Source organism: Tardiphaga sp. (genome assembly GCF_041424195.1).
In the GTDB taxonomy this organism is placed as follows: domain Bacteria; phylum Pseudomonadota; class Alphaproteobacteria; order Rhizobiales; family Xanthobacteraceae; genus Tardiphaga.
Genome location: NZ_JBGMOE010000201.1, coordinates 1 through 26,594, shown reverse-complemented (window position 1 = coordinate 26,594; position 26,594 = coordinate 1). Strand labels below are relative to the sequence as shown.

At 61.7% G+C, this 26,594-nt stretch carries 22 protein-coding genes and 1 pseudogene; 7 read left to right on the top strand and 16 right to left on the bottom strand.

What is annotated here, in order from left to right; genetic code table 11:
- Positions 1-123: 123 nt before the first annotated feature.
- From ACEK02_RS27715 to ACEK02_RS27665, 11 genes are all read right to left on the bottom strand, one after another.
- A complete protein-coding gene (locus ACEK02_RS27715) occupies positions 124-1,047 on the bottom strand; it encodes an NAD(P)/FAD-dependent oxidoreductase (RefSeq protein ID WP_371424680.1) in 924 nt (307 codons plus the stop codon).
- Positions 1,032-1,781, bottom strand: coding sequence for an HAD-IIB family hydrolase (locus ACEK02_RS27710; RefSeq protein ID WP_371424679.1), 750 nt, complete (start codon positions 1,779-1,781; stop codon positions 1,032-1,034). Before ACEK02_RS27710 ends, ACEK02_RS27715 begins: the two co-directional genes overlap by 16 nt.
- Positions 1,778-4,294 (bottom strand): heavy metal translocating P-type ATPase, encoded by a 2,517-nt coding sequence (locus ACEK02_RS27705; protein WP_371424678.1) that lies wholly within the window; start codon positions 4,292-4,294, stop codon positions 1,778-1,780. The genes ACEK02_RS27710 and ACEK02_RS27705 overlap by 4 nt, the downstream gene beginning before the upstream one ends.
- Before the next feature lie 78 nt (positions 4,295-4,372).
- Complete coding sequence (locus ACEK02_RS27700) at positions 4,373-4,741, bottom strand: hypothetical protein (protein WP_371424677.1); 369 nt, start codon at positions 4,739-4,741, stop codon at positions 4,373-4,375.
- Between the two features lie 124 nt (positions 4,742-4,865).
- Positions 4,866-5,150 carry a zf-TFIIB domain-containing protein gene (locus ACEK02_RS27695; protein ID WP_126066435.1) on the bottom strand — a complete coding sequence of 95 codons (285 nt, stop codon included), beginning with the start codon at positions 5,148-5,150 and terminating at the stop codon, positions 4,866-4,868.
- Positions 5,151-5,198: 48 nt separating this feature from the next.
- Entirely contained in the window at positions 5,199-5,732 is a 534-nt protein-coding gene (locus ACEK02_RS27690; RefSeq protein ID WP_371424676.1) for an SRPBCC family protein, read from the bottom strand.
- Positions 5,733-5,804: 72 nt separating this feature from the next.
- Entirely contained in the window at positions 5,805-9,044 is a 3,240-nt protein-coding gene (locus ACEK02_RS27685) for an efflux RND transporter permease subunit (RefSeq protein WP_371424675.1), read from the bottom strand.
- A 4-nt stretch (positions 9,045-9,048) separates the two neighbouring features.
- On the bottom strand, positions 9,049-10,212 hold the full coding sequence (locus tag ACEK02_RS27680; protein WP_371424674.1) for an efflux RND transporter periplasmic adaptor subunit: 1,164 nt from the start codon (positions 10,210-10,212) through the stop codon (positions 9,049-9,051).
- A 3-nt stretch (positions 10,213-10,215) separates the two neighbouring features.
- Positions 10,216-11,481 (bottom strand): TolC family protein, encoded by a 1,266-nt coding sequence (locus ACEK02_RS27675; protein WP_371424673.1) that lies wholly within the window; start codon positions 11,479-11,481, stop codon positions 10,216-10,218.
- Positions 11,482-12,152: 671 nt separating this feature from the next.
- Positions 12,153-13,583 (bottom strand): cardiolipin synthase, encoded by a 1,431-nt coding sequence (cls, locus tag ACEK02_RS27670; protein ID WP_371424672.1) that lies wholly within the window; start codon positions 13,581-13,583, stop codon positions 12,153-12,155.
- Positions 13,584-13,624: 41 nt separating this feature from the next.
- On the bottom strand, positions 13,625-14,452 hold the full coding sequence (locus ACEK02_RS27665) for a universal stress protein (RefSeq protein ID WP_371424671.1): 828 nt from the start codon (positions 14,450-14,452) through the stop codon (positions 13,625-13,627).
- 400 nt (positions 14,453-14,852) lie between these two features.
- Between ACEK02_RS27665 and ACEK02_RS27660 the strand changes: the two genes are divergently transcribed.
- The 3 genes from ACEK02_RS27660 (at position 14,853) to ACEK02_RS27650 (ending at position 19,304) form a co-directional block, all read left to right on the top strand.
- Positions 14,853-17,054 carry a TonB-dependent receptor family protein gene (locus ACEK02_RS27660; RefSeq protein WP_371424670.1) on the top strand — a complete coding sequence of 734 codons (2,202 nt, stop codon included), beginning with the start codon at positions 14,853-14,855 and terminating at the stop codon, positions 17,052-17,054.
- Positions 17,055-17,245: 191 nt separating this feature from the next.
- A complete protein-coding gene (locus tag ACEK02_RS27655) occupies positions 17,246-17,926 on the top strand; it encodes a winged helix-turn-helix domain-containing protein (protein WP_371424669.1) in 681 nt (226 codons plus the stop codon).
- Between the two features lie 40 nt (positions 17,927-17,966).
- A complete protein-coding gene (locus ACEK02_RS27650; protein ID WP_371424668.1) occupies positions 17,967-19,304 on the top strand; it encodes an ATP-binding protein in 1,338 nt (445 codons plus the stop codon).
- A 209-nt stretch (positions 19,305-19,513) separates the two neighbouring features.
- Here ACEK02_RS27650 and ACEK02_RS27645 read toward each other — a convergent pair whose 3' ends face one another.
- The gene (locus ACEK02_RS27645; RefSeq protein ID WP_371424667.1) at positions 19,514-20,422 is read right to left on the bottom strand and encodes a LysR family transcriptional regulator; all 909 of its coding nucleotides are present in this window, start codon (positions 20,420-20,422) and stop codon (positions 19,514-19,516) included.
- 85 nt (positions 20,423-20,507) lie between these two features.
- Between ACEK02_RS27645 and ACEK02_RS27640 the strand changes: the two genes are divergently transcribed.
- Genes ACEK02_RS27640 through ACEK02_RS27625 form a run of 4 tightly spaced genes read left to right on the top strand, consistent with a single transcriptional unit; the run spans position 20,508 to position 23,135 of the window.
- Positions 20,508-20,936 (top strand): DoxX family protein, encoded by a 429-nt coding sequence (locus ACEK02_RS27640; RefSeq protein ID WP_371424666.1) that lies wholly within the window; start codon positions 20,508-20,510, stop codon positions 20,934-20,936.
- Entirely contained in the window at positions 20,933-21,745 is an 813-nt protein-coding gene (locus ACEK02_RS27635; RefSeq protein ID WP_371424665.1) for a class III extradiol ring-cleavage dioxygenase, read from the top strand. Before ACEK02_RS27640 ends, ACEK02_RS27635 begins: the two co-directional genes overlap by 4 nt.
- Positions 21,745-22,599: an SDR family oxidoreductase gene (locus ACEK02_RS27630; RefSeq protein WP_371424664.1), complete on the top strand. Its 855-nt coding sequence runs from the start codon at positions 21,745-21,747 to the stop codon at positions 22,597-22,599. The genes ACEK02_RS27635 and ACEK02_RS27630 overlap by 1 nt, the downstream gene beginning before the upstream one ends.
- A 5-nt stretch (positions 22,600-22,604) precedes the next feature.
- Positions 22,605-23,135, top strand: coding sequence for an ester cyclase (locus ACEK02_RS27625; RefSeq protein ID WP_371424663.1), 531 nt, complete (start codon positions 22,605-22,607; stop codon positions 23,133-23,135).
- Positions 23,136-23,429: 294 nt separating this feature from the next.
- Here ACEK02_RS27625 and ACEK02_RS27620 read toward each other — a convergent pair whose 3' ends face one another.
- The 4 genes and pseudogenes from ACEK02_RS27620 to ACEK02_RS27605 all read right to left on the bottom strand — a co-directional run.
- A complete protein-coding gene (locus ACEK02_RS27620; protein WP_371424662.1) occupies positions 23,430-24,104 on the bottom strand; it encodes a DUF2490 domain-containing protein in 675 nt (224 codons plus the stop codon).
- A complete protein-coding gene (locus ACEK02_RS27615) occupies positions 24,094-25,212 on the bottom strand; it encodes a glycosyltransferase family 4 protein (RefSeq protein WP_371424661.1) in 1,119 nt (372 codons plus the stop codon). Before ACEK02_RS27615 ends, ACEK02_RS27620 begins: the two co-directional genes overlap by 11 nt.
- Positions 25,209-26,372, bottom strand: a complete 1,164-nt coding sequence (locus ACEK02_RS27610; RefSeq protein ID WP_371424660.1) for a hypothetical protein — start codon at positions 26,370-26,372, stop codon at positions 25,209-25,211. Before ACEK02_RS27610 ends, ACEK02_RS27615 begins: the two co-directional genes overlap by 4 nt.
- Before the next feature lie 3 nt (positions 26,373-26,375).
- A pseudogene (locus ACEK02_RS27605) lies at positions 26,376-26,594 on the bottom strand (hypothetical protein); the annotation flags it as partial.

Below are 26,594 nucleotides of genomic sequence, written 5' to 3'. Positions count from 1 at the left end.
TCGGACAAGGTTTCGTGATTCCGCTATCATCATGGCGTTTTTGATCGAGAGCATCCATCAGGCTGAGACCGTAAAGTCCGCCTTGCCCATTATCTGAAAGAACCTCGCATTTCGAAGGTTCGCTCATTCATCTGCCATCCCGTCGAGTTCGCGCAATTCGTTGTGCAGCGACGTCGCCGCGACTGCCGCGTGCCCCATGGCGACGCTGATTTGATCAAGCGCCATCACAATATCGCCCGCTGCATAGACGCGCGCAAGGCTGGTACGCTGTTTGGCATCTACGACGATGCATCGATCGTTGCTGAGCGAGATGCCAAGAGCTCTGCCGAGCGCGACATTGGTGTCCGAGCCGAGCGCGGGATAAAGGGTATCGAAGCTGCGCAGCTCTCCATTGGCGAGCGTAACAACAGCCTGGCGCCCCGAGAAGTCGAGCGCTCGCAGTGGCGCGGGCGCCACATCGATGCCAGCCTTTTTCAATTCGACGCGGTCGTGATCGGTGAGATCAATCGTCCTATTGGCCAGAAGGGTGATATTGGCCGAATAGGTTCGCAGGAACAGCGCCTCGGCTACGCCGTGGCTATCGGCGCCAACCACACCGATAATCTGATCGGTCGCTTCATAGCCATCGCAAACCGGGCAATATCGTAATAGATTGCGCTGCAGAGCGTCGTGATGCGTTGCGTCGTCCATGTCGGGACGCCGATTGCGCACGCCGGTCGCCAGCACCACGCCCCGCACGTTTAGGGCAAGGCCATCGCCTGTGACGTTAAATAGTTTGCCGTTTGTGCTGATCGCATCGACGCGGCCAGTGTGGACGATGGCGCCATAACGTTCAGCCTGTCTGCGCATTCGCTGCAGCAATTCCGTGCCGCTGATGCCGTCGGGGAAACCGGAGTGATTGTGTGAGCAGGGGATCAACTTTGCGCGACTGTCACCCTTATCGACAACGATCACTCGGCGGCGGAAGCGCGCGAGATAGATGGCTGCCGTCAACCCGGCGGGACCGCCACCGACGATCAGCACATCGGCGTTCAAGGTCTTAGACATGCGATGATTCCCGTTATGACCGCCATGGTTTCCACAACATCGCGAACCTGGACAGTGTCAACGCCGAGCACGACAGCCGGAAAGTCATTGCCACCAGGATAAAGGGCATCTCCGAGAAACAACATCTCGTTAAGCGCAATGCCGCTCTCTTCGCTGAGACGCCGCAGGCCATAAGCTTTGTCTATCCCGGCACGCGTGACATCGATCGATGTCGTCCCACCTAGATTGACCGAAAGTCCCGGCAGCGAAGCCTGCAAAGCTTTCTGCAGTGCGCCGCGCTTCTCGCGCGAGGGATCCCATGTCTCCTTCGCCGCGAGCGGTGCCTGCTGGCCAAGCCCCGAGAAGGTGATCTGGCTGCCCCGATCCTCGATTCGCTCGCCCCAGACCCGTTCGCCGGTGAGACCTGCCTTGCGTAGCGCTTCGTCGAACGCCGCGAAGATCTTCGCCTTTTCGCTGTCGTCGAATAATTCTGCATAGACGCACCGCCACTGATCGTGGTTGAAGCGATACAGCTTGGTACCCGTCGTCGGCATAAGCCACAGCCCTTCGCACCTGGCGCCGACAGGCATGCGGGACGCGACCTGTTTGTCGAATTGCGGCCAGTCGCCGCCGGAGATAATCGCAATTTCCGCCACCCGCAGCAGACTGGCTAACGCGCGTGCCATTTCGTCCGATAGAGGCTGTTTGCTCTGTGCGAGTGTGCCGTCGAGATCGAAGGCGATCAGGCGCTTCATAGGGGCACCTCTGCCCGGTCACGATAGGCCAGGAGGCGCAGTGCATTGAATACCACCAGAAGCGTCGACCCCTCGTGCATGGCAACTGCGGGTCCGATCCCAAGCCCGAAGATTGTCGCGGGAACGAGCAGGGCAACCACGCCGAGGCTGACGAAGACGTTCTGGCGGATAATGCCGCGCGTGCGCCGACTGAGACCGACCGCGAACGGCAGATGCGCCAAATCGTCTGCCATCAGCGCGACATCCGCAGTCTCGAGCGCCACATCCGAACCCGCTGCACCCATGGCGATCCCAACAGTCGAACTGGCCATGGCGGGTGCATCGTTCACGCCGTCACCAACCATGGCCACCTTGTCCTCACCGGCCAGTTTCTTGATCGCTGCAACCTTTTCCTCTGGCATCAGGTCGCCCCAGGCTTCATCGAGCCCGACCTCGGCCGCAATCGCCTCGGCAACCTTCTGGTGATCGCCCGAGATCATGATCATGCGGGTGATGCCCATGTCGTGCAGCCGCTTCAGCGCGATTTTCGCCTCTGCGCGGGGCGTATCCATCAGACCTATCGCACCGAGATCATGCTCGCCCTTACGGACGATCATCGTCGTGCGCCCCCTTTCCCGCAATTGAGCGATCGCGGCGGTCGCCGCGTCGCCCAGCGCCGGAATTCCGTCCTCTCCAAACATCTCGGCCTTGCCGATCCACACCGCTTCGCCGGCAACATTTGCGGTGACGCCCCGGCCGGTGAGGCTCTTGAGATCTGTCGCCTCAGGCAACGCCTGTTGGCCCAAACGTTCCTTGCCGTCCCTGGAGATGGCTTGGGCCAGCGGGTGATCGCTCATTGCCTCCACTGCAACCGCAACGGCGAGAAGTTCCGTTTCGCTTGCGCCGCTGAGGGGTACGACGTCGGTGATACGCGGTCGCCCCTCGGTAAGCGTGCCGGTTTTGTCGAACGCGATCGCCTTGAGCGATCCGAGATTCTCAAGGGGTGCGCCGCCCTTGACCAGCACGCCGCCCCGGGCAGCGCGCGCAACGCCGGAAAGAACGGCGCTGGGCGTCGCGATAGCCAATGCGCACGGACTCGCTGCCACCAAAACCGCCATCGCGCGATAGAAGCTGGCGCGGAATGGTTCATCGATCACGACCCAGGAGAAGAGCAACATGAAGGCCAGGGCCAATACCGCAGGAACGAACACACGTTCGAATCTGTCGGTGAAGCGTTGTGTTGACGATTTCTGGGTTTCGGCCTCGCTCACCATCTTCACGACCTTGGCGAGTGCGGTCTCATTCGAACGGCGGGTCACTTCGATCTCGATCGCCGCCCCGCCGTTGATCGTGCCCGCAAATACGCGAGACGATCCCTCGACTGCATCTGGCCTGGCCCGAGCGGCTTCGATATCAGCGACCGGCACCTTGTCGACCGGAATGCTCTCCCCCGTCACCGGCGCTTGATCGATGGCGCTGTTGCCCTTGATCAGGAAACCGTCGGCGGGGAGCCGTTCGTTAGGGCGGACGACAACGACGTCGCCGACCACCAGGTCTTCGACGGCGATTTCGATCGTTTGTCCATCACGACGGACGGTGGCTCGTTCTGGTGCAAGCTCCGCTAGTGCCTCGATGGCACGCTTGGCTCGGCCCATCGCATAATGTTCGAGCGCGTGGCCGAGACTGAACAGAAACAGCAGGAGCGCACCCTCTGCAAATGCGCCCAGCGCCGCTGCGCCCGCAGCGGCCACCAGCATCAGCGTGTCGATCTCGAATTTCTTTAACTTGAGGTTGTCGATCGCTTCACGCAGCGTGAAGAAGCCGCCAAACAGATAGGCTGTGATATAGCAGGTGGTCGAAAGCCAGCCGGGTGCTCCGGTTGCCAACTTCTCGATTGCAAAACCAACGCCGAGCAGGGCGCCGCACGTGATCGCAAAGATCAATTCGGTATTGGGGCCGAGGAAGTTGCTGTGGGCATGGTCATGGCCATCGCCAGCGCTGTGCTTTTCGGCACTTTCTTCGGCCTTTCCGTGGCCGTTCGGTCCATGATCATGGTGGGTATGCCGATCCTGCGATGGAGCAGTCTCCTCGCGTATCACGACGCCGAGTCTGGTCAGCACCTCCCGGATCCGTGCTTCTTCGATCTGCTGACGATCATATTCGATGCCGATCGTGCCTCCAGCGTTTGCGCTCGCCGCCAGAATCCCGTCTTGCGTACAAAGTGTCTCGGCGACCGTCCGTGCACGGCGCTGGTGGTTGAGTCCGTCAACGGCCCAGTTGAGATGGCCATATCGTCCCGTCACATCTGCACCGGCGGCGCGAACGAGGTCGCGGAGCCGCGTGAGCGTCACGGCTTCACGATCGAAGTGGACACATAATTGCGCGGGTTCATCGCCCGTTGCAGGCTTGACATGGGCGGCTTCCACGCCGCGCAGGTGCGTCACTGTTCCCACGACGCGGCTGATGCACGCGTCGGCAGCATCTTCAACCTCGGGGAGCAGCAAAGGAATGTCCAATGTGAGCTTTTCGGTCATCGCAACGCTCCTTGATCGCATATTTCGCTATGGGTATTGTCGGCAATCTAACCAGGTCCTGGTTGGCGAATATTATTGTTATGTCGTGCTGGCAGATTTTATTCTTTGGCATAACAGGGGTTGGGCGCCCGTCCGGAGGATCGTCAGCGAATCACCTCCAGAAATTTTTATGTTTATCTTGTCCCCGATGAAGGTCAGACCCGTGGCGGGCGCCGTGAGCCGTTCCGCCTTGCCCGCCGGTCGCACGCTAAAATCGAGGGTAAGACCATCGGTCAGAAAGTCGACATCGACCTCCGACCCGTCTTGGCAGGCATAAATTTGCTCCCCGATCAGCCCAGGAACCGAGCGCCCATCATGGCGGCTCTCGTCACCCTGTTTGGTTGAACAGCTCGCTAAATCGAGGGTGAGAATTAAAATGCTGGCGCTCCAATATCCCAATTTTCGCATCATCCTCTCCGCGCGCCGCGGCCAACGTCCACCATGGGCGCCGTTGGATCGGGCGCCCATGGTGCGGACCCTTCTCGCGTGAGGCTAAGGGCGGCCCCAGACGGGGGTCGATTTCCTTCCAGTATCAGTCAAAAAGCTCACTGAAGAAGCTCTTGCGTCGCCGATGACCTCCATGCCGAGATCCGTGCTCATCATGGCTCCGACGTCCTTCATCGTTCATGCCGGGCATAGGACGTGACGCGCTTTCACCGAGGCTCCGTTCAATGATCTTGTCGAGTTCGCCGCGATCCAGCCAAACGCCTCGACATTGAGAGCAGTAGTCGATCTCGATTCCTTGACGCTCGCTCATGATGAGATCGGTCTTGCAAACCGGACATAGAAGTCCTTGGGGTCGCATACTGTCGGTCATTTTAATTTCTCCTCGTCTTACATATTGGTCAGGCGGTGGGTGATCAATCTATCCGGAGTGTCCGCAATAGGCGGGACGAACGACCTCAATCATTGGCGCTGCCGCGTACAGGTATCGCGATGGAGCTGCGGCGCGGTAACCCTTGTCGGGGATCGACTTTCGTGATTGCTTCTTCAAGTGGGCCAGGAACGCAGAGTCCTGCGCTATCATATCCTCTCGAATACTATTGCGGGTGAGAAGAACGAAAAGGGTTCCAACCACGCCCCGGCAATCGAAAATGTGACGCACCTCCGCGCCATTTGCGATTGGCTTAATTTCATAGTGCTCACGAAGCGTGACCAGCCCCTTTCTGCCACCGCGCCATCCGATCTTCTGAGGTTTGTCGCCGCTATCGACATGAACCAGAAATTTGACGCGACGATCGTCGAACAACAACCAGGATAGAACGGACTTCTCGCTCCGCGCTGGCCCGTTGCTGAAGCGGTACTGCGGATGCCATCGCGCATAGCCCGACAGATCGGCCAGCAGAGTCCAGACCCTCAATGCCGAGCTGTGGGCCGTGAAGACCGTTTCCTCAATCATGTGCCGTATCCTCATCCCTCTCCCAGCATGCGGCATCGGGTTGGGCAACCGACAGCCCTGAACGCACGCCCATCAGTGTTGAGGCTGCGGATGATCCGCAGCCTCCGGTGCCGGCCCCTGTTCTTCAGCGTCGTCGTCCACCATGTCCTTGCGTCCATAGCGAGCGTAGAGCGTCGGCAGGACGAACAGCGTGAGCAACGTCGCCGAGATGAGGCCTCCGATGACAACCGTCGCAAGAGGCTTCTGTACCTCGGCGCCGGCGCCGGTGCCGAGCGCCATTGGCACGAAGCCGAGACTTGCCACCAACGCGGTCATAACAACCGGACGCAAACGTTGGATAGCGCCCACGCGTGCGGCCTCGGCACGTTCCGTCCCCTGTCGCATGAGGTCATGGATCGACGAAACCATGACAAGGCCGTTGAGCACGGCGATGCCGGACAGTGCGATGAATCCGACGGCGGCGGAGATGGAAAAATCCATGCCTCGCAGAAACAGCGCCAATACGCCGCCGACGAGCGCCAGCGGTACGCCGGTGAAGACGATCGCCGCATCGCGGACCGAACCCAATGCGCCATATAATAACAGCAGGATCAATATGAAGCAGGCCGGGATCACCAGCTGGAGCCGGTCTCGCGCCGAAGCCAGATTCTCGAACTGGCCGCCCCACTCGAGATAACTTCCGGCTGGAAGCCGCACATCTTTCGCGATTTTCGTCCGTGCTTCGTCAACGACGCTCGCTATGTCGCGTCCGCGGACATTGGCCTGCACCACCACGCGGCGTTTGCCGTTCTCGCGGCTGATCTGATTGGGGCCGTCGGCAATTCGGATGTCGGCGACGCTGGCCAGCGGCACGAAGCGGCCACCCGGCACCGGGACCTGCACTTGCTGCAAGGTTGCGAGATCTGCGCGCTGGTCGTCCGAGAGTCGAATGACCACCGGGAAGCGCCGATCACCTTCAAAGATCATGCCCGACGTGCGGCCGCCAAGCGTGGCCGTTACGATGTCCTGAACATCTTGCGCTGTCACACCGAGGCGGGACATGGCGTCGCGGTTGACACGAATGTCGAGCATAGGAAGGCCCGTCGTCTGTTCGACCTTGACGTCCGCAGCCCCCTGCGTGCGGCGAAGCACGCCAGCGATCTTCTCGGCGGTGGCATTCATTGCGTTGAAATCGTCGCCGAATATCTTGACCGCAATATCGCCCCGCACCCCTGCGATCAGCTCGTTGAAGCGCATCTGGATAGGCTGGGTGATCTCATAGGCATTGCCCGGGAATCGGTTGAGGTTGCTCTCGAGGCGCTCGATCAGTTCCGCCTTGGTCAGGCTGGGGTCCGGCCATTCCTTATGCGGTTTGAGGATCACGAACATGTCAGTCGCATTGGGCGGCATCGGATCCGATGCCAGTTCTGCGGTACCCGTCTTCGAAAAAACGAACTGAACTTCGGGCTGCTTCGACATCATCCGCTCGATCGGCACCTGCATGGCTTGGCTTTGTTGGACCGAAGTGGCTGGAATGCGCAGGGCCTGGATCAGCAAATCGCCTTCGTCGAGCTGTGGCAGAAATACCTGGCCAAGGGAGGTAAACGCCGCCGCCGCGACGACGAAGGCGCCAATACCGGCACCGATCGTGATGCCGGGCCGCTGCATTGCTTTATGGAGACCCGGCTCATAGCGGGCATTGAGCCAGCGCATGATCCGGCCCTCCTTCTCCTCAATACGATTGGACAGCCAGATCGCGATCGCAGCCGGGACTGCGGTGAGTGAAAGAACGAAGGCAAACGCCAGCGCAATGATGACGGTAAGAGCCATCGGTACGAACGTCTTGCCTTCCACGCCGGAGAGCGTGAGGAGAGGGATGTATACGAGGATGATGATCGCCTGGCCGTACACAGAGGGTCGGATCATCTCGCGCGCCGCCGTCGCGACGGTGGCGAGCCGTTCGTGCGTCGTCAGCAGCCTGCCTTTGTGATGCTGTTCTTCCGCCATCCGCCGGAGCGCATTCTCGACGATAATGACGGCGCCATCGACGATGAGACCGAAGTCGAGCGCCCCAAGACTCATGAGGTTCGCCGAGACACCGGCACGCAGCATGCCGAAGCTGGTCAGCAGCATCGTTATGGGGATGACCATCGCCGCAATCAGCGCCGCCCTGAAATTGCCCAGCAGTGCAAACAGAACGACGATAACGAGAAGGGCGCCTTCACTCAGATTTTTCGCGACTGTCTTGATCGTCGAGTTGACGAGCGTCGTGCGGTCGAGCACGGGCTGCACGATAACGTCCGGGGGAAGCGAAGCATTGATCGCCTCGAGGCGATCGGCGACTGCCGTCGCCACCGTCCGGCTGTTTTCGCCGATGCGCATGATGGCGGTGCCCACCACGACTTCGGTGCCATTCTCGGAGGCGGAACCCATCCGGATGGCTTGCCCGGTCTTGACAGTTGCGACCTGGCCAAGGGTGATCGGGACGCCTTCTCGTGTCGCAACGACGATCCGCGCGAGTTCATCCGCGTTACGAACGAGGGCGTCGGACCGGACAGCAAGGCCTTCGCCATTACGATTGACGAAGCCGCCACCGACGCTCGTGTTGTTCTTCTCCAACGCGTTGCCGAGGTCAGTCAAGGTCAACCCCAGGGAGGCAAGCCGCTGAACGTCAGGCACGACGAGAAACTGTTTCGCGTATCCGCCAATTGCATCGACGCCGGCGAGCCCCTTTGTGTTCTTGAGCAGCGGCGCTACAATCCAGTCCTGTGCGGTGCGCAGATAGGTCGCGCGGTCGATCTCGCTGGTGAGCCGTTCGCCTTCCGGCGTGAGATAGCTGCCGTCGGGCTGCATGCCGGGCTCGCCTGGCAAATGCGTGTCGTCCTTCCGGTGGTCGAGGCGCACGGTCCACATATAGACCTCCCCCAAGCCTGTGGCGATCGGACCCATTTCCGGATTTACGCCGTCGGGGAGATTCTCGGCGACACCGGTCAGACGTTCGCCGACCTGCTGGCGGGCGAAGTAAATGTCGGTCGATTCGTCGAAAACCGCCGTGATCTGCGCAAAGCCGTTGCGACTGAGCGATCTAGTATTCTCAAGGCCCGGAATGCCGGCGAGCGCGGTCTCGATCGGGAAGGAAACCTGCTTCTCGACCAACTCGGGCGAGAGGGCGGGTGCGCGGACATTGATCTGGACCTGGTTGTTGGTGATATCCGGGACCGCGTCGATGGGCAGGCGGTACAGGGCGGTGCCACCGATGACGGCGGCAATGGCGGTCAGCAGCAGGACGAGCCAGCGCTTGTGAACCGCCCAGTTGACGATGGGGGCGATCATTGGGTCAGTCCTCGTGCGCTGCTTCGCCCTTGCCGAGTTCGGCCTTGAGCGTGAAGCTGTTGATGGTCGCGATCTGTTCGGTGCCCTTGAGGCCGGAGCGCACGATCACATCGTTCCCCGAATTGTCGCCGAGCGTTACGGGTGTCGCCTGAAACCCGGTCCTGGTCCGCACGAATACGACCGTCTTACCCTCGACTGTCTGAACAGCTGTCAATGGGACACGGACGGCACCGTCACCGCCGCTGCCCGACAATTGGACCGAGGCCGTGACAGGTTCGCCGACGCGCCATTTTCCCTCGCCGTTATCAAGCGTTGCGATCACCGGTACGAGGCGGGTCTGAGCATCCAGCGCCGGAGACACAAAGGTCACTCGAGCGAGCGCGCGCCGACCTGGCGCCGTGACTTGCACCATGTTGCCGGGCGCCACCCGGCCTGCATCGGCGGGTTGCAGATTGAGCGACAGCGAGACGTTGGAGAGGTTGGCGATGCGATAGAGTTCGGCATCGGCGGCTACGGTTTGGCCCAGCACGACGCTGCGTGCAATGACGTGACCGGAAACCGGCGCCGTGATGCCGAGACGGTTCAGGCCGCCGCCGCCGCCGCCTGCTGCCGCTACCTGGCCTTGCGCCTGATGATGGGCAATGCGGGCTTCGGTGGCAGCTGTGCGGGCAGCGATCAGATCCTGTTCGGGTGAAACCCGCTGTGCGAAGAGCCGTTGCTCGCGCGCAAGGTTGGATTCGGCGAGTGCGAGGCGGGCGCGGGAGGCTTCCACTTCGCCTTTGAGCTGCGCGGCCTCGCGGCTTTCGATGACAGCAAGCGTCTGACCGCGGTCGACGCTTTGCCCCAGGTTGCGCGTCAGCGAAACGACTCGGCCACCGATCGCGGCCGACACGACCTGCGTACTCTGCGGATCGCCCTCGATCGTCGCCGGGAGTTCTAACGTGCCCGAACCACCGACCGTTGGGCGACCGATCCGGACGCCGGCAGACGTGATCTGCTCTTCCGAAAGGGTGATCTGGCCTTCATCGGCATGCGCGGTCTTTCCGGCTTTCGACGGTTCGTCGATGGGAGCGCCTTCGTTACCAGCCGGCTGATCGGTCCCGCATGCGGTGAGCAGAAGGGCGAGTGTCAGCGACGCCAGCGTCGTATCGGATTTCATAATCTTCATCGGTCAATTTCCCTGTTGCGGGGCAGGCGCCGTCAGGCGTTCCAGCCGGGCTTTCGCATTCTGGTAGGCGGCGAGCGCGTCAATCGCGGCCAGGCGTGTGTCCGCCAGCGTGCGCTCCGCATCGAGCAGATCGAGCTGCCCGAACTTCCCCTCGTGATATCCGATGCGGGCAATGCGGGCCGCCTCGCGAGCCGCCGCCAGAGCGGGGCCATTCGCGTTGCGCGCCGTCGTCGCGGCATTGTCGGCTTCTGCCTGCGCATCGGTGATTGCCTGCTCGACATCAAGCGCGGTTACGCGTCGCTGCGCCTCGGCCCGGCTCCGTTCCGCCGAGGCCTGCGCTACCGCGGCCTTACCGAAATTAAAAAGTGGGATCGGGATCGAGAGGCTGAACACGGCAACCGTGTCATTGGTCGCCTCGAGCCGCCGTATCGCGGGGCCGATGGTCAGGTCCGGCACACGTTGCGACCTCGCAAGGCGGACGCCGGCGTCCGCCACGGCAAGATCAGCCTCGGCGGCAGCGAGAGCCAGCGTGCCGGCACTCGTCGCCACGGCGGGGCCATAGGTCGATGGCGGGAGGCGATCGAGCGCGGCGATGTCAAGTTCACCCGTCACCGGCTGTCCGATGCGGCGTGCGAGGTTCGCTCGGGCCGCCTCAACCAGCCTTTGGGCGCGTTCCCTTCCGGCCTGGGCATTGAGACGCGCGACGTCGGCGCGCTGTTCCTCGATCGGCGAGGCTCGGCCTGCCTGGACACGCACCTTGGCGGCGTTCAAAGCCTCCTGCGCGATCCGAAGCTGATCGCGAGCCGTGATCAGGCGCCGCTCGGCGGCAAGCGCATCGATGTAAAGCTGCGTGACCTGGACGCGGATATCTGCCTGGGTGATAGCGGACAGGAGAAGAGCGCGCTGCGTCTGCGCATCGGCGACCGCGATGCGAGCCGATCGCTTGCCACCGAGTTCGATCGGCAAGCTGACCCCGACCGTCGTCTCAGCCTGTCGGAGGCCACGATAGAGGCCCGATCCGGCGACGTTTTCGATCTGGGATTGGACCTGCGGGTTGGGTCGCAGCCCGGCGACGGTGCGAGCCGCCTCCGCAGCCCTGACGCCAGCCTCAGCCGCTTCCGCTGCCGGAGCACTGCCACCCGCGGCGACCACCGCCTGGTCGAGGGTGAAGACGGGGCCCTCGCTGTGTTGTGCCTCGTTAATTTCCTGTGCTTGCGCGATGGCGACGCAAGACGTGGCGGCCAAAACGGCCGCGATGATCCTATGCATGGAAGATTTCCTGGTTGATGAGCGTCATGCTGCAACCCGCGCGGGTCACAGACGGCGATGATCAATCAGGCGATGGGTGGTCTCAATCCCGGCCCTGGCGTCCACCGGGCAAGAGCCGGGGTCTCGATGAAGCCTACTGTGCCGGCTGACAAGGCGACAATCGTGGGCGCGTTGTCCCGCGCCGGCAGGAGCGAGGCGCCGCCGTGGCAGCTGCCATGATGATGCGGAGCGGCCTTATCCGCGTCTCCTTGCGATTGATCGCTGTCCCCTTCACTGTGGACGTAGCCGGAACAATCGATGCTCGCGGAGCTGGGAAACTAATTTGCATGAACGGCCGCCGCTGTGGTCAGCGACGTTACGAGCATACAAAGGATGAGGACACCCCAACGAAACATGGGGAAGGGCCTTAACCGATTCGCGGTGCCTTGTCATGGCAAAGTCTCGACTTGCACCGAATTCAGCATCCGGGGCGCACTTGTGCAAAAATTGGCGACCGATCGCCACTCAGCCTCCCTCTTTTCCCGCGTTTCGATGCCGCGCGGTGACCATGAAAGATGTCCTTTCCGACTATGATTGCTGCGGTTTGGCGTCCGCCACCCCCACATCATCAAATCCCGTTGTAGGGAAGCGCGCAGTGGCGAGCAGTCTCGGTAGACCGTCTTGGACCGCGCTCAGAGAAGCGGGCTGACCAAACGCGCCAGATTCTCGAGAACCTTGTGACTGATGACGCGTCGGCCCCACTCGGCAGCGTGCAGTTCGTGACTGGCCGCAAAATAATGTTTCTCCAAAACGCGGATGCGCCCGATCTCGTGGCGCGAGTAGATGATCAGATTGGCTTCTGCGTTCAGGGTGAAAGAACGGATGTCGACATTGCTGGATCCGATCATCGCCATGTCATCGTCAACCGTCACATGCTTGGCGTGAAGCAGCCGCCCTTGGTAAAGGAATATGCGAACGCCTGCCCGAAGCATTTCCGCGTAAAAAGATCGCTGCGCGAGACCGACCAGACGTTGATCCTGCACCGAAGAGACGACCAGACGAGCATCCACCCCGCGTAATACGGCTGACTGCAGCGCTTCGATTAATCCTTCATCGGGGATGAAATAAGGCGTGGTGATAACCACGCGCTTCCTCGCTGCATAGATAAGCGCGACCGTAAGGCGCTCACTCCCAGCGATCGGGTAGTCGGGACCGCTGGGCAAGATTTGCAGCGCAACCTGGCCCATATCGTCGGATGGAGGAAACAGCCCGGACCCAACAAGGTGGCGGCCCGTTTCAAGGTACCAGTCCGAAATGAAGACCGACTGCAACTGGCCGACGATCGGCCCCATCAGCCGGGCCACAAGTTCCTGGTTGAGGATACCGGCGCGGAAGTCGGCGGCAACGATGTTCTGGGAACCAATGTAGCCAATCAAGCCATCGATCACGGTGATCTTGCGATGATTGCGAAGATCGGCCCGCGCAGGTTGCCACCGGAACGGTCGGACCGGTAAAGCTTGCCTAGCATCGATACCGAGCGCGCGCATGGTTGCGACGGCCCGTGTAGCCCACGGCCGCGACCCTAGCGCGTCGATTATGACCCTGCAGGTGACGCCCCGGGAGCACGCACGACCGAGCGCTTCGATTACGCGCTTGCCGATGGCGTCGTCGGCGAAAATATATGTGAGAAGGTGGACATGTTGACGAGCGCTATCAATGTCGTCGCACAGGCGATCGATGGAGTCTTCATATCCATCGAGAAGCTCGACCGCATTGCCGCCGACCGCGGGGAGGTTGCCCAGATTGCTAATGAGATCTGCGAGGGGTTTTCTGCTGGGTTCGATATCCGGAGGAAAAATTTTAGCCGTACGCGTCATGGCACTGCCTGCCGCTCCCGCGCGCGGGAGGTCGGCGAAGCGCTGTCTGCGCCATTTGGGAAATCGCGGGCGCCCGATCAGCAGATAAAGAACGAGACCCGGTATCGGCAGAAAAAGCACGAGCAAAAGCCAGCTACGCGCGGCTTCCGGTGAGCGACGAAACGGCACGAGGACCAGCATCGCCAAGCGGATGATCCATTCAAACGCAAGGTACAGTGTTCCCCAATGGTTTCCCAAAAATATCATGGCGACACCGTTGCCCGATGCCGCGCCCGAGACAAGCCCGCCTATCGCGAAAGCAACAGCGGCATGCGGACATTGTCGAGAAGGCTTCTGGTCACGCCGCCGAGAAAGATGTCCCGCACCCGGGAATGCGCAAAGGCGCCGATCGCGAGAATATTTGCGCCAGTCTCCAGGGCAAATGTTTCCAGCGAGGTGGAGATCGATCTTCCACCTGAACTTAACTGATGCACCTCGACTGTGAAACCGTGCCGCGCCAGATGGCGGGCAATGTCCGTACCCGGGTGCGCGCCGTGTCCGTCGCCGCTTGGTTGGGCGTCGACGGTGATCACGTCGATCCGCGCGCCCGGCTCAAGCAGCGTCAGTAAATCCCGCGCGGCGCGGCGCGCTTCCCCGGATGCATCCCAGCCGAGGACAGCGTGATCGATCCTTTCGAGGCGCGACTCATCGGGAAGGAGCAGGATGGGGCCTGCGGACGACATCAAGGCGCCTTCTATACAGCGACGACCTAGTTTCGGGTTCGCAAACGATGAGGGTGGGGCGCTCAGCAGTAGATCAGCGTAGCGTGCCTCCACCCGCGTCGCACCACTGAGATATGCAGGTGAGTCTGCCACCGAACGCACCTCGGCTGGAATTGCCGCCTCATCGAGAATGCGCAGGACGCCCGCGGCTCGCCGCCCATCCTGAGCTTCGATCTCGTCGAATACTGCAGCATAAGCCTCGTAAGGCGGTAATAATGCCGCATCCCAAAATCTTTCGCTGAGGATCGTGATCGCCAGGTGGGCTTCCTGCGCATGCGCGAACAAGCTTGCGTTCAGGATGAAATCCCTCGCCTGTTCATCATTGTCGACAATCGCGACGATATCCTTGAGCATAGCAAAGCCTCCTTGTTTGTCGGAGGGAGCATAGGGGCGCGGTAGCCACGCCACACCTGTGGAAACCCCTAACCGGTAAGTTTTGGCTCCAAGCACGCCTGGAGGGGCCTCCCGTTTGGTACGAGAATCTAACCGTTCCTTGCTTTAGCTCAGAAACCGCAAGTGCTGCACAACCTAACCCGGATTTTCTGGCGAACGGCACCGGTCATACGTAGCCTCCGCTATGGTCCGCGTCCTTTCTGACGACAATCTGACGCTACCATTACAAGTTGCGCAGATTGGAAATTCGTTATTGAGACGCATTACCCGAAAAGAGATAGCGCCCTCATGCGACTTAGTCGCAATCGCGTTTTAACAAATTAGGGGGCATTCTATGATAATCGATCCTGCCAAAAGCAGCATGACCGCGGCAAAGCTTCTCGTAGGGACTGCGGCATTCGCGCTGTGGTTGCCTGTGGCAGCAATGGCCGAGACCAGTGCCGAAGAGGTGCCCTCACCGGCAGAGCGCGATGCCATCCTTGTGATCGGAACGCGCGAGGATGCCCGCCTGTCGACCGGCTCGGCCGTCGTCATCGACAATGAAGACCTCGAACGGTTCGAGTTCAACAACATCCACTCAATCCTGCGTAGCGTTCCCGGCGTCTATGTTCGCGAGGAAGACGGCCTCGGGACTTTCCCGCGCATCGGCATCCGCGCATCCTCGTCCGGACGCAGCGATCGCATCTCGATCATGGAAGACGGCGTGCCGGCGGCGATGGCGCCCTATGCCAATACATCGGCCTATTATTTCCCGTCGGCGGGCCGCATGAGCGGTGTCGAGGTTCTCAAGGGGCCCGAGATCCTGCGCTATGGCCCGCAGACGACATCGGGCGCCGTCAACCTGATCTCCACCCGCATCCCTGATGGGCCGGCGGGCTTCGTCAACGCCGAGATCGGCGAATGGAACAGTCGCCGCCTGCATAGCTGGGCCGGCGGCACCTTCGGCCAGTTCGGCGTACTGGCCGAGACCTATCAGAACCGGACGGACGGCTTCCAGAAGATCGACCGGTCGAACCGCGGCGCGGGCAACGACGTGCGCGAATATATGCTCAAGCTGCGTTGGCGGGCGCCGGAGGGCGCGGCGATTCAGCAGCAACTCGATCTCAAGCTGTTCAAGGGCGACAACGATGCCGACGTTTCCTATCTCGGCCTCACCGACGCCGATTTCCAGCGCAATCCCGATCGCCGCTATGGCCTGAGCGAGCGCGAACGCATGGTTCAGGGACGCCGCTCCGCAAGCCTCCAGCATCGCTTCGAGATCACACCGAATATCTCGCTGATTTCGACCGGCTACGTTACCAAGACATTTCGCGACTATACGCGGCTCAATCAGATCAACGGGGTCGGCATTGCCGTTTCCGGGATCGCGGCACAGGTCAACAATGGCGGGCAGAACGCGGCCTTGCTTCAAGGCATTCTCGATGGCACGGCCAACACCACGCATCCCAACGGCGTGCGCTATGTCGACAATTTCCAGCGCTTTCTCTCGCGTGGCCTGCAATTCGAAGGTCGCGCCCGGTTCGCCACCGGCAGCATCGAACATGAGCTGATGGGCGGGGTGCGTTGGCACAAGGACGAGGCGCGCACCCAGGCGCCGAACATCATCTATAATCAGGTCAACGGCAGTCTCGTTTTCAACCGCAGAGAGACCGCGGCCGAGAATGAAGGCTTTGCCAAGGCGACCTCCTTCTGGATCGCCGATCGCATCCGGTTTGGAGGCCTGACGCTGCTCCCGCTCCTGCGCCACGAGAACATCCGGTCGCTCGCCAATGTGGCGCTGCCTAATGGCGCACGCAATAACTTGAAGAAGACCACGCTTGGTCTTGGCCTCAATTATGAGGCGAGCGAGCAGTGGACGCTGCTTGCCGGCGTCCACCAGGGCTTCGCTCCGCCGGGATCGACGGCCATTCAGGGCAGCAAGGGCGAGGAAAGCACCAATTACGAAGGCGGCGTGCGATTCCGCAGCGGCGGCTTCAGCGTCGATGTGATCGGCTTCTATACCGATTACAGCAATGCGCTGCGCAACTGCCTCGTCGGCAACCCATGCGCGGACGGTTCGGTCGATGGCGTGCAACAGGACGGCGCCAAAAAGGTTTACGGCCTCGAAGTAGGCGTGTCGGGCAATCTTTACGAAGGCAACGGCTTCCGCCTGCCGGTCAGGCTCGCCTACACCTACACCGATGGCAAATATACCCAGGCCGCCGACGTGGCGACGGGCGTCCGCAAGGACGATGTCCTCGACTACACGCCCAAGCATATCGGTCGACTGGAATTCGGGCTCGAGCATGACGTCGGGCTGAGCTTCAACGCCGGGTTCAACTATTCGGACGGCGCCTGCGTCAACACCACCTGCGGCCGCGCGGGGGTCGATACACGCTTCATCACCACCCAAAGCCTGTTCACGATCGACCTGTCGGCGACCTACGCGCTCACGCCGTCGGTCGACATCTACGCACGGGCGGAGAATCTGCTCGACGAACGCCGGCTCGTCCATCGCGGTTCGGATGGTGCGCGCCCCAATCCCGCCCGCTATATCGGCGGAGGTGTCCGGGTAAACTTCTAACACCTGCGCGGCTCGCGCGCCTTTTCGAACGCGTGCGAGCCGCATTGTCCGAGCAGCCAACAGGTCTGAATGGGAGCGATCATGACAATCAGCATTGCAGCTCCTGGACGGATGCACAAGCGACCGGCATTGGCTAGGATGAGCAATCCGATTTCAAGGTGCAACGCCATGCCGTGAGGATTGAGGCCGACGTGAACATCCTGCTTGTTGAAGACGATCAGAAGACGGCCGCCTTCATCGCGCGCGGCTTTTCCGAGCTTGGCCATGCGGTCGACTGTTCGGCAGATGGGGAAGGTGGCCTCGAGCGGGCACGGCAGCCAGTATATGATGTCTTGATCGTCGACCGGATGCTGCCCGGCCGCTCGGGGCTTTCTCTGATCGAGGCGCTGCGATCGGGCGGCGTGAAGACCCCGATACTCATACTCACCGCCTTGTCTGCGGTGGACGAGCGTGTCGAGGGCCTGGAAGCCGGGGCCGACGACTATCTTGGCAAGCCCTTCGCATTCAGTGAGTTGTTGGCCCGCGTCCGCGCGCTTCACCGACGTGGTCTGAATGACGATGTCGCGGATCGCGATCAGGTCTTAATCGGCGATCTCCACGTCGATCTGCGGGCCAGGGGGGTCTGCCGGGCCGGCCGCCGCCTCGATCTGACCCCGCAGGAATATCGCCTGCTCGAATTTCTCGTCCGCCACGCAGGCCAGACGGTGACCCGCACGATGCTGCTCGAAGGCCTGTGGAGCTACGACTTCGACACGCGGACCAACATCATCGACGCGCACATCAGCCGGCTTCGAGCAAAGATCGATCGCGGGTTCGAAAGGCCCCTGCTCCACACCTTGCGCGGCGTTGGCTATGTCCTCGACGCCGAATAGTGGACCGATGAGAGGATTGTGGCGGACCGCCGCGTTCCGGTTGGCCATCATCTTCGCATCGATCTTCGGGGTCGGTGCCGTCGTCCTGCTGGTGCTGCTCGACTTTGGCGTTGCCCGCTTCGCCGAGCGGGAACTGCACGATGCGCTGCGTCACCAGATGGCGATCATGCGCGCCGACGCCCAACTGGAGGGCGGTGCGGCACTGACCAGGATTCTTGCCGAGCATGTGCGGACCGATGGGATCAGCCGCTACCGCTATCTCATTGTCCCTCCCCAAGGCGCGCGATTCGACAGTGGCATCCCGGACGAAGCCATTCGGATCGAGGGCTTCGCAACCATCGACGCCAAAGCGGCCGATATATCGTCGCCGGGCGCCGCCGACCGGATCAGGATGCTGATCCTGACCGAGCGAATGCCCGACGGCACCTTCATGGCGGTCGGGCGCGAAAGCTATCCGCTTGACCAGCTGCGCGACGCACTCCACCGCGTCGCGTTCTGGGGCAGCATCATTCTCGTCCTTCTCGCCGCCGCGGTCGGTACTGTCGTGGGTCTGTCCTTTTTGATGCGGCTCGAGCGGGTCAATGCCACCACCGGCCGGATCATGGAGGGAAATCTTTCGGAGCGGATTCCATCGATCGGCTTCGGCCAGGAGTTTCATGACCTTACATACAACCTGAACGCTATGCTCGACCGACTCGAAGCCGCAATGGTCGCGATGCGACAGATATCGGCCGACCTCGCCCATGATCTTCGTATGCCGCTCAACCGTCTCAGAAACCGGCTGGAGGAGATTGACCCGTCCTCCGAAACGCAAGCCCTGCAGATCGAAAGCGCGATCGGCGAGGCGGACGAGCTTCTTCTCCTGTTCAATGCCATGCTGCGGATCGCTCGCCTGGAGACCGGGAGCACACCGATTGCCAAGGCTCCGGTTGATCTTGGGGTTCTCGTCGAGCGCGCGATTGAGGCATACCAGCCCGCAGCTGAAGAAAGTGGCCGAAAGCTCCTATGCAGGGTGGACGTTGTGCAGCCGGTGTACGGAGACGCGGCGCTCCTAAACCAGTTGCTCGCCAACCTTATTGACAACGGGCTCTCCCACACCCCAGTTGGCACTACAGTCGAGGTCGAGGCGCGCACGACAGATTGCGCGGTTTTGCTCATCGTCGCGGACGACGGCGCAGGCGTTCCCGAAGCAGACCTGCCCAATCTGACCAAACGTTTCTTCCGCGTCGATCATAGCCGCGTGCATCCAGGGGCGGGACTAGGGCTGACGCTGGTTGCCGCGATCGTCGAACTTCACCGGGCCAGGATGGCGATCGTCAATCTGCAGCGCGGGTTCAGCGTCGAGATCGCGTTTCCTAAATTCATTCAAGTCGAGTAAGGCGACCAGCTCTTGTGGGTCGCCGCGCTGACATTAACAACGAATAGTTTCGAGAAATCCGCTATAGCGCCCGCTGGATACGTATCCCGTGTTCGGCTGCCAGCAGATGCAATTGCTCAAGATCAAGTATTAGGGCGGGCTGGAATGGAAATCGAGCAAGTCTGTCTGATGGCGAAGGCGGCGCCGAGACTGGATAATGTCCTGGGAACTCACCAATCCGCGCCCAGTTCTGGCAGGCGCTCGGCGAGGAAGGCGATCCATGCCCGCGTCTTGGCAGCGGGGCGTCGTGTAGGATGATAGACGACGTGAACGGCACCCATCGGCATGGGCGGATGATCGAGCATGATTTCGACCAGTTCGCCGCTCCGGAGGGCGTCGGCGGCGATGAAACGCGGGCCGTAGACCAGACCATGTCCAGCAATGGCGGCCCGGATCAGCGCTTCACCATTATTGGCATAGAGGGTTCCGCGGACCGGTACTTTGATCGCGCCCTCATCTCCGAACGCCCACGTCATTGGGCCGGCCTGCGAGATATTGGTATAGCCCAGACAATCATGGCCCGCGAGGTCGGTAAGGCGCAACGGAGTACCGCAACGCGCCAGATAATCAGGAGAAGCGCAAACGGCGATGCGCGTCTCCACCAGCTTGCGGGCGATCAGGCTGCTGTCGGACAATCGACCGATGCGGATCGCCAGGTCCCACCGCTCTTCCAGAAGGTCGACGTAGCGGTCGTTGAATTCGAATTCGAGCGTGACGTGCGGATGCAGTATCCGGAAGATAGGGGCGAGGGGCGCGATGTGATGCACACCGAATGTCGCTGGTGCGCTGATGCGCAGCAGCCCTGTTGCGGTCACCGACTGAGACGATGCCTCGGCCTCGGCCTCTCGCAGATCGAGCAGAATGCGTTCCGCACGGTCGAGATAGTCCCGCCCAGCCTCCGTTAGAGACAATCGCCGTGTTGTACGATGCACGAGAGTCGCGCCGAGCCGGTTTTCGAGGGCATCGAGATGTTTTGCGGCCATCGTTGGCGAAATACGCAGGTGGCGTGCGACGGCTGATAGGCTGCCAAGCCGAATGGCGCCGACGAACACTTCCATTCCAGTCAGGCGGTCAGCCATACTTAAAACTCCTGGTGTAAGCTGATCGTCGCAAATCGCGGATTATCAGGTTTCAGCGATAGGTCCATATCCAGCGAAGAGTAGATTGACCGTGCACAGTCCGAACCCGTCCACCGCGCCCTACGGCGCTGCGCTTCTGAGGATCGTTTTGGGCGCGCTTTTCCTGGCCCATCTGGGATTGAAGCTGTTCGTATTCGGGCCGGCTGGCACCGTTGTCTTTTTCGCCAGTCTCGGCCTGCCTGAGGCGCTTGCCTATCTGACGATGGCGGTGGAATTTACCGGCGGTGTGGCGCTGGTCCTGGGCATCCAGGCTCGCCTCGTCGCCGTTGCGATGATCCCGTTGATCCTCGGCACGATTGTGACCGTGCATGGTGCCAAAGGCTTCTTCTTCAACAATGCTGGCGGCGGCTGGGAATATCCGGCAGTATGGGCGGCAATGCTGGCGGTGCAGGCATTGATCGGCGATGGTGCCTTCGCCGTCGTTCCGACCCGTTTGATCGGGAGAAGCGCATGATGACCGCACAACCGGCCTATTTCATCCCGCACGGAGGCGGCCCGTGCTTCTTCATGGACGATCCGCAGGGCATGTGGACCGACATGGCCGCCTTCCTGGCCGGCATTCCCGCAACGCTGCCCGAACGCCCAAAGGCGGTCCTGGTGGTGTCGGGGCATTGGGAAACTGACGGCTTCGCCCTCACCGGCGCGGAACGGCCCGGCCTGATCTACGACTATCACGGTTTTCCGCCGCATACCTATCAACTGCGCTACGACGTGCCGGGCAGCCCGGGGCTGGCGGCGCGCGCCGCGGACCTGCTGCGCGGCGCCGGGATAGCGGCTACCGTCGATCAGGCGCGCGGGCTGGACCACGGCGTGTTCGTGCCGCTCAAAGTCGCCTTTCCGGACGCCGACATCCCGCTCGTCGAAATGTCGGTCGATCGCGGGCTCGACCCCGCGCTGCACCTGAGCGCCGGGCGGGCGTTGGCGCCATTGCGCGACGAAGGCGCGCTGATCCTGGGCTCGGGCATGAGCTTCCACAACATGCGCGCCTATGGCGACCCGCGTGCGACTACGCGGTCGCGCGAGTTCGACGCATGGCTGACCGAAAGCGTGGCGCTGCTGGACGGACCGCGCGCCGAGCGCCTCGCCGCCTGGGCCGACGCCCCGCAGGGCCGCTTCGCCCATCCGGAGGCGGAGCATCTGCTGCCGCTGATGGTGGCGGCAGGCGCCGGCTGCGGTCCGGGCGAGCGGGTGTTCGCCGGCGAGGTGCTGTCCACGGCCATCTCCGGCTTCCGGTTCGATGATTCAAGAGAAGGAACATTCTAATGACCATTGCCATCACTGGCGCGACCGGACAGCTCGGCCGCCTTGTCATCGCCAGCCTGAAACAGAAGGTTCCGGCCGACCGCATCGTCGCACTCGTCCGCTCGCCGGACAAGGCGGCCGACCTCGGCGTGGCGGCGCGCGCGTTCGATTACGCGGCAGCGGAGATGCTATCGCCCGCGCTCGCCGGCGTCGATACGCTGCTGCTGATCTCGTCGAGCGAGGTCGGCAAGCGGACGACGCAGCACCGCAACGTGATCGCGGCGGCGAAGGCGGCAGGGGTCCGGCGCATCGCCTATACCAGCCTACTCCATGCCGACCGAAACCCCATCAGCCTGGCCGACGAACATCGCGCGACCGAGGCCGACATCGTCGCCGCCGGCATCCCCGCCACGATCCTGCGCAACGGCTGGTATGCGGAAAACTACACGGGCTCGATCTCGGCCGCGCTGGCGAACGGCGCGTTCGTCGGCTGCGCGGGAGAGGGCAGGCTGTCGCTGGCGGCGCGTAGTGATTATGCTCAGGCGGCGGCGACGGTGCTGGCAGACGACATCCATGCAGGCCGGATCTATGAGCTCGCAGGGGACGATGCGGTGACGCTTGCCGACCTGGCCGCCGAAATCTCCCATCAGACCGGCCGCGACATCCCTTATCGCGACCTGCCGCAGGGCGACTATGCCGCTATCCTGCGCGGTGTGGGCTTGCCCGCCCAGCTCGCCGACGGGCTGGCCGCGTGGGACGTCGATGCGTCCAGGGGCGCGCTGTTCGACGACGGGCGGCAGCTCTCCGCGCTGATCGGCCGCCCGACCACCCCGCTCGCCGATACCGTGCGCGCGCAACTTTGCACCAAGGAGTGACAAATATGATCCGTATCATACCGGCCCTCGTGACCGCGGGCGTCCTCGCCGCCTGCTCGCCGCAAAATACCGCTGCGCAGAAAGAGCAGGCGGCGGCGACCGGCCATACTGCGGAGCAAAAGGCCAACCTCGCCAATTTCGATGACCTGGATTTCCGTGTCTACAGCGGCCAGAAGTGGGACGAGCTGGCGAAGAGCCACGCGGCCGACATCCTCGTCCATTATCCCGACGGCAGCACGACCAGGGGTCTTCCCGACCATATCGAGAAGCTAAAGCCGATGTTCCTCTTCGCGCCAGACACCAAAATCCGCGAACATCCTATCAAGATGGCGGACGGGAATCTGACTGCGGTGGAGGGTTTCACCGAAGGCACGTTCTCCCGGCCGATGGACCTCGGCGACGGCAAGGTACTGCAGCCGACGGGCAAGACGTTCAAGTTGCCGATGGTGACGATCGGACGGTGGGAGAAGGGCGTGATGGCCGAGGAATGGCTGTTCTGGGACAATGCCGCTCTGATGCAGCAGATTGGCGGCTGAAGCCGATCGCGTTCTTTGGCTCGCCAGCCATCCATCTATTCCAGTGGCCGCCAGCACCACGCCGGTGCCTTGATTGGATGCTTCCTGAACGGCCTCGACCTCACGGAAAAAGCCGGCATCGCGTTGTCTGGCGTACCCTCCACGCTATGCCCTCCTTATGGCGCCTTGCAAGTGCATGGCGGCGTGGCGTTGATGATTTTAATTCGAGATGACATAGTTCTGTCCGATGTGACGGCTCGGCAATTGTGCGAATGGTTCAGCCCTCCTTCTCAGGCCGCAGAAGGTGCATGCAGATCACGGGCGGATGATCATGGTGACAAGCAAAACATGCGCAACGTCTGTACCAGGGTTCGCAACGGCAACCTGCATCTGGTATCCGGCTTCAATGCTGTGGCGATCGCTGATCGGCAGACGGCCCCCTGCAAACAATCTCGCTGTCTCAAAGCCTCGACGCGCACCATAGTCGGTGGCGCGAAGATTGAACATTGCTTCCGCAGTCGCCACTCCGACCAGCCCATCATCACCGGAACCCAGAGGCTTTTCGTAGCGAAGCTGTTCTCGCAAGCGCAACCCCACGTCCGAGCCATTGGAAAACCAGCGCTGTTCGAAGCGAGTTCGGCTTTGCAGCGAGCCCCAACGTCCCGCCGCCGCCTTCCAATTCACCTGCTGGAAACTCCGGTTTTCGCTTCTTCTACCAGGACCATTATCGTACAGGTTTTGCCGCACCAATCCCTGGTAGATCGTGAGATGGTCGTTGAATTTCCAGCCGGCAGCGATTCGTCCGAGAAGAACGGTGTTCCTCGAAAGGTTGTCGCCGAAGCGCGGCTGGAATTCCGCAAGCCAGACCAATTCGTCGGTAAGTTCACCCTGAACGGAAAAGTTCATCCAGAGCTGTGCATCTTCGCGGGTTTGAGCGACTGCCGCGGTTGGCGCAAGCAGCAACAGCGTGGCGGCAATTTCAACTCGCACGAGAGACGTCGGGACGAGGACGATCTTGCTGCACGGGTAGTCCGGCGGCGCTGATCGCGTTAAGCCCGCGCGCCATGAATGCGGCCGGTGCGTATCTCTTCATGGCCCATTCGCGGGCAATTTCTCCACGGCGGGCGGCTTCTACCGGATCACGAATAAGGCTTTCCAGAGCCATCGACAGACCTTCGATATCACCGTAATCGACGAGCACACCGCTTTGCGACTTCGCTACGCTGTGCGCCATTTCGCCGACTGGACTCGCCACGATGGGAAGGCCGGCGCACATTGCCTCGTGCGCGGCGATGCAGAAGCCCTCATGATGGGAGGGCTGGACATAGCAGTTCAGTCCGGCAAGAAATGGCGCCGGGTCAACGAAACCGGGAAACTCAATGTTGGCGAGGTGCAGATCCGCCACGCGGCGCTCGAGATCCGCGCGCGCTGGCCCGTCGCCGCCAATCGCGACCCTCACTGATCTCGAGATCTCGGGGCTGCGGTCGCGCAAGAGCGCCAGGGCTTCGATCAGCACGTCATAGCCCTTGTTGCGATGCAATCGTCCCAGGCTTCCGATCCGGAAGCAGTCGGGCTTGGCCATCCGTGCGACCGGCTGGGCGGGATCGGCCTGAAAGATCGGCCATATGCTGATGCGCTCGGCAGGAATCCCGAGTACCTTCTGTCCGAAGAGAGCAACCGCTTCGGAATCCGCAACCCAATGGCGCGTCAACTCGAAGGTACGCCGCATGATGAACGTATTGGCGGGCTTCAGCCAGGCATTATGGAGCCAGCTTATGACGGGAATGCCGTGAAGTTTGCCGACAAGCTGTCCCGTGATCGTCGCGTGGCTCAGCGATGTCCAGATGATGTCGGGTGCCATGCCGCGAACAAGGCCACTGAGTTGCACGGCGGTTCGGACATAAGCCCGCCTTGCGCCCCCTATCACGGTATAGGGCGTAGCCGCCGCTTCCAGCGCCGGGCGCGCGCGCCCGTCGCGCTCCATCAGCGCCACGACAAAGACCTCATGACCAGCGGCCCGCATGACCTTGACGATGTTGGGAACCGGCAACGCACCGCCGCCGCCGTCGAGCGAGTTGATGACGTAGCAGATCTTCATCGGACAGCATGCTCCAGCCAGTCGAGGATCGCACGCGCCGCCCGCTGTGCAGACGGTTCGGATGTCAGGTCGAAGCTGTAGGAGAACAGATTTTCCTGGACCTCCCTGTATGCGTGCGGCCGCATGCGCGCGCGATCCAATGCCGGCTTGAGCATCGCCAGGTTCGACACAACCGGGCCAGCGGTCCAATGCGCAAAATTGACGTCGTCTTGCCAGGGCAGATTTTGCGGATTGACGAAAATGCACGGGCCGGGATTAGCCAGAAACTCATAGACCTGACTGCTTGCATCGCCAAGATACACGTCAGCCATGCGTGTATAGGTCATGTCGATGCTGGCCGAGCTGCCGAGATCGACGTGGATATGCGGCGATTTCGCGATAGATGCGGGCACCGGAGGGACTTTGGCAAAGCCTGGCGGCGAGAGCGAGGCGTGATAGCGCTTGGTGAACAACATCACATGGGGGGCGAAGATGAGATTGAATTCCCGCTGTTTCGCAAAATGCTCGAGGATGGCCGGTCCCATCCGATACCAGGATGACAGGACCGGTGACGCATGAGGGTTGTAGAGCACCGTTGGCCGGCCATTGTTGAACAGGGGTGGTGGCGGGCTTTGGCTCAAGAGGCGGTCGAACTTGGGATAGCCGACGACGGCGAAGCCACCGGGCCTGAGGAGCCCAGCTTGGGCTAGACGATCCTTGATCTTCTGTCCCGACAAAAGCACAAGATCGAACGCGCCGCTGGCCTTATCAAAGCCCACAGCTCGATCACCGGCGCCATGGCGGGTATGGATCAGCGGAAGGTCCCTCAGCCCAAAACGGGTCTTGAGCATCAGCGATGTCTTCTCCGGCACGACCAGTGCGGCGAGCCCTGCGAACAGGGCACGATTTCTGTACAGGATCGACACCCGCTTGCCCGGGACGCTGTCGCGGGTCACCGCGGAAATGGCGCTCCCCAACCATCCCGCATCCTTGAGACAGATAATCGAGATTCGACTGGGCGCTCCTGCGGCCATACGTCGCGCCTCGGTCTCGGCAGCGCCGCAGGCGACATAGACTTCGACGGTGACAGATTTATCGGAGGAGGCCATCGCCAATGCGATCGGCATGGCATGGCCAACCTGATGCGCCCCTTCGTGGTTAAGGAGAAAGCCGATCCGCATGAGCTAATCTCGCCAGTCAAGGACCGGCCAGCCCCGCGCTTCTGCGATGGATCGCAGTCGCGTGGAGGGATTGACGGCGATCGGTTCATCGGCCCACTCGAAAGTTGGCAGATCGGATGCGTGATCCGAATAGAAGCGAATGTCGGATTCCCGTCGAAGAATGCGTTCTGAGAACACCGGGAATAAAAGGGGCCACGGATCGGCCGGTCTCACCGGAATAAA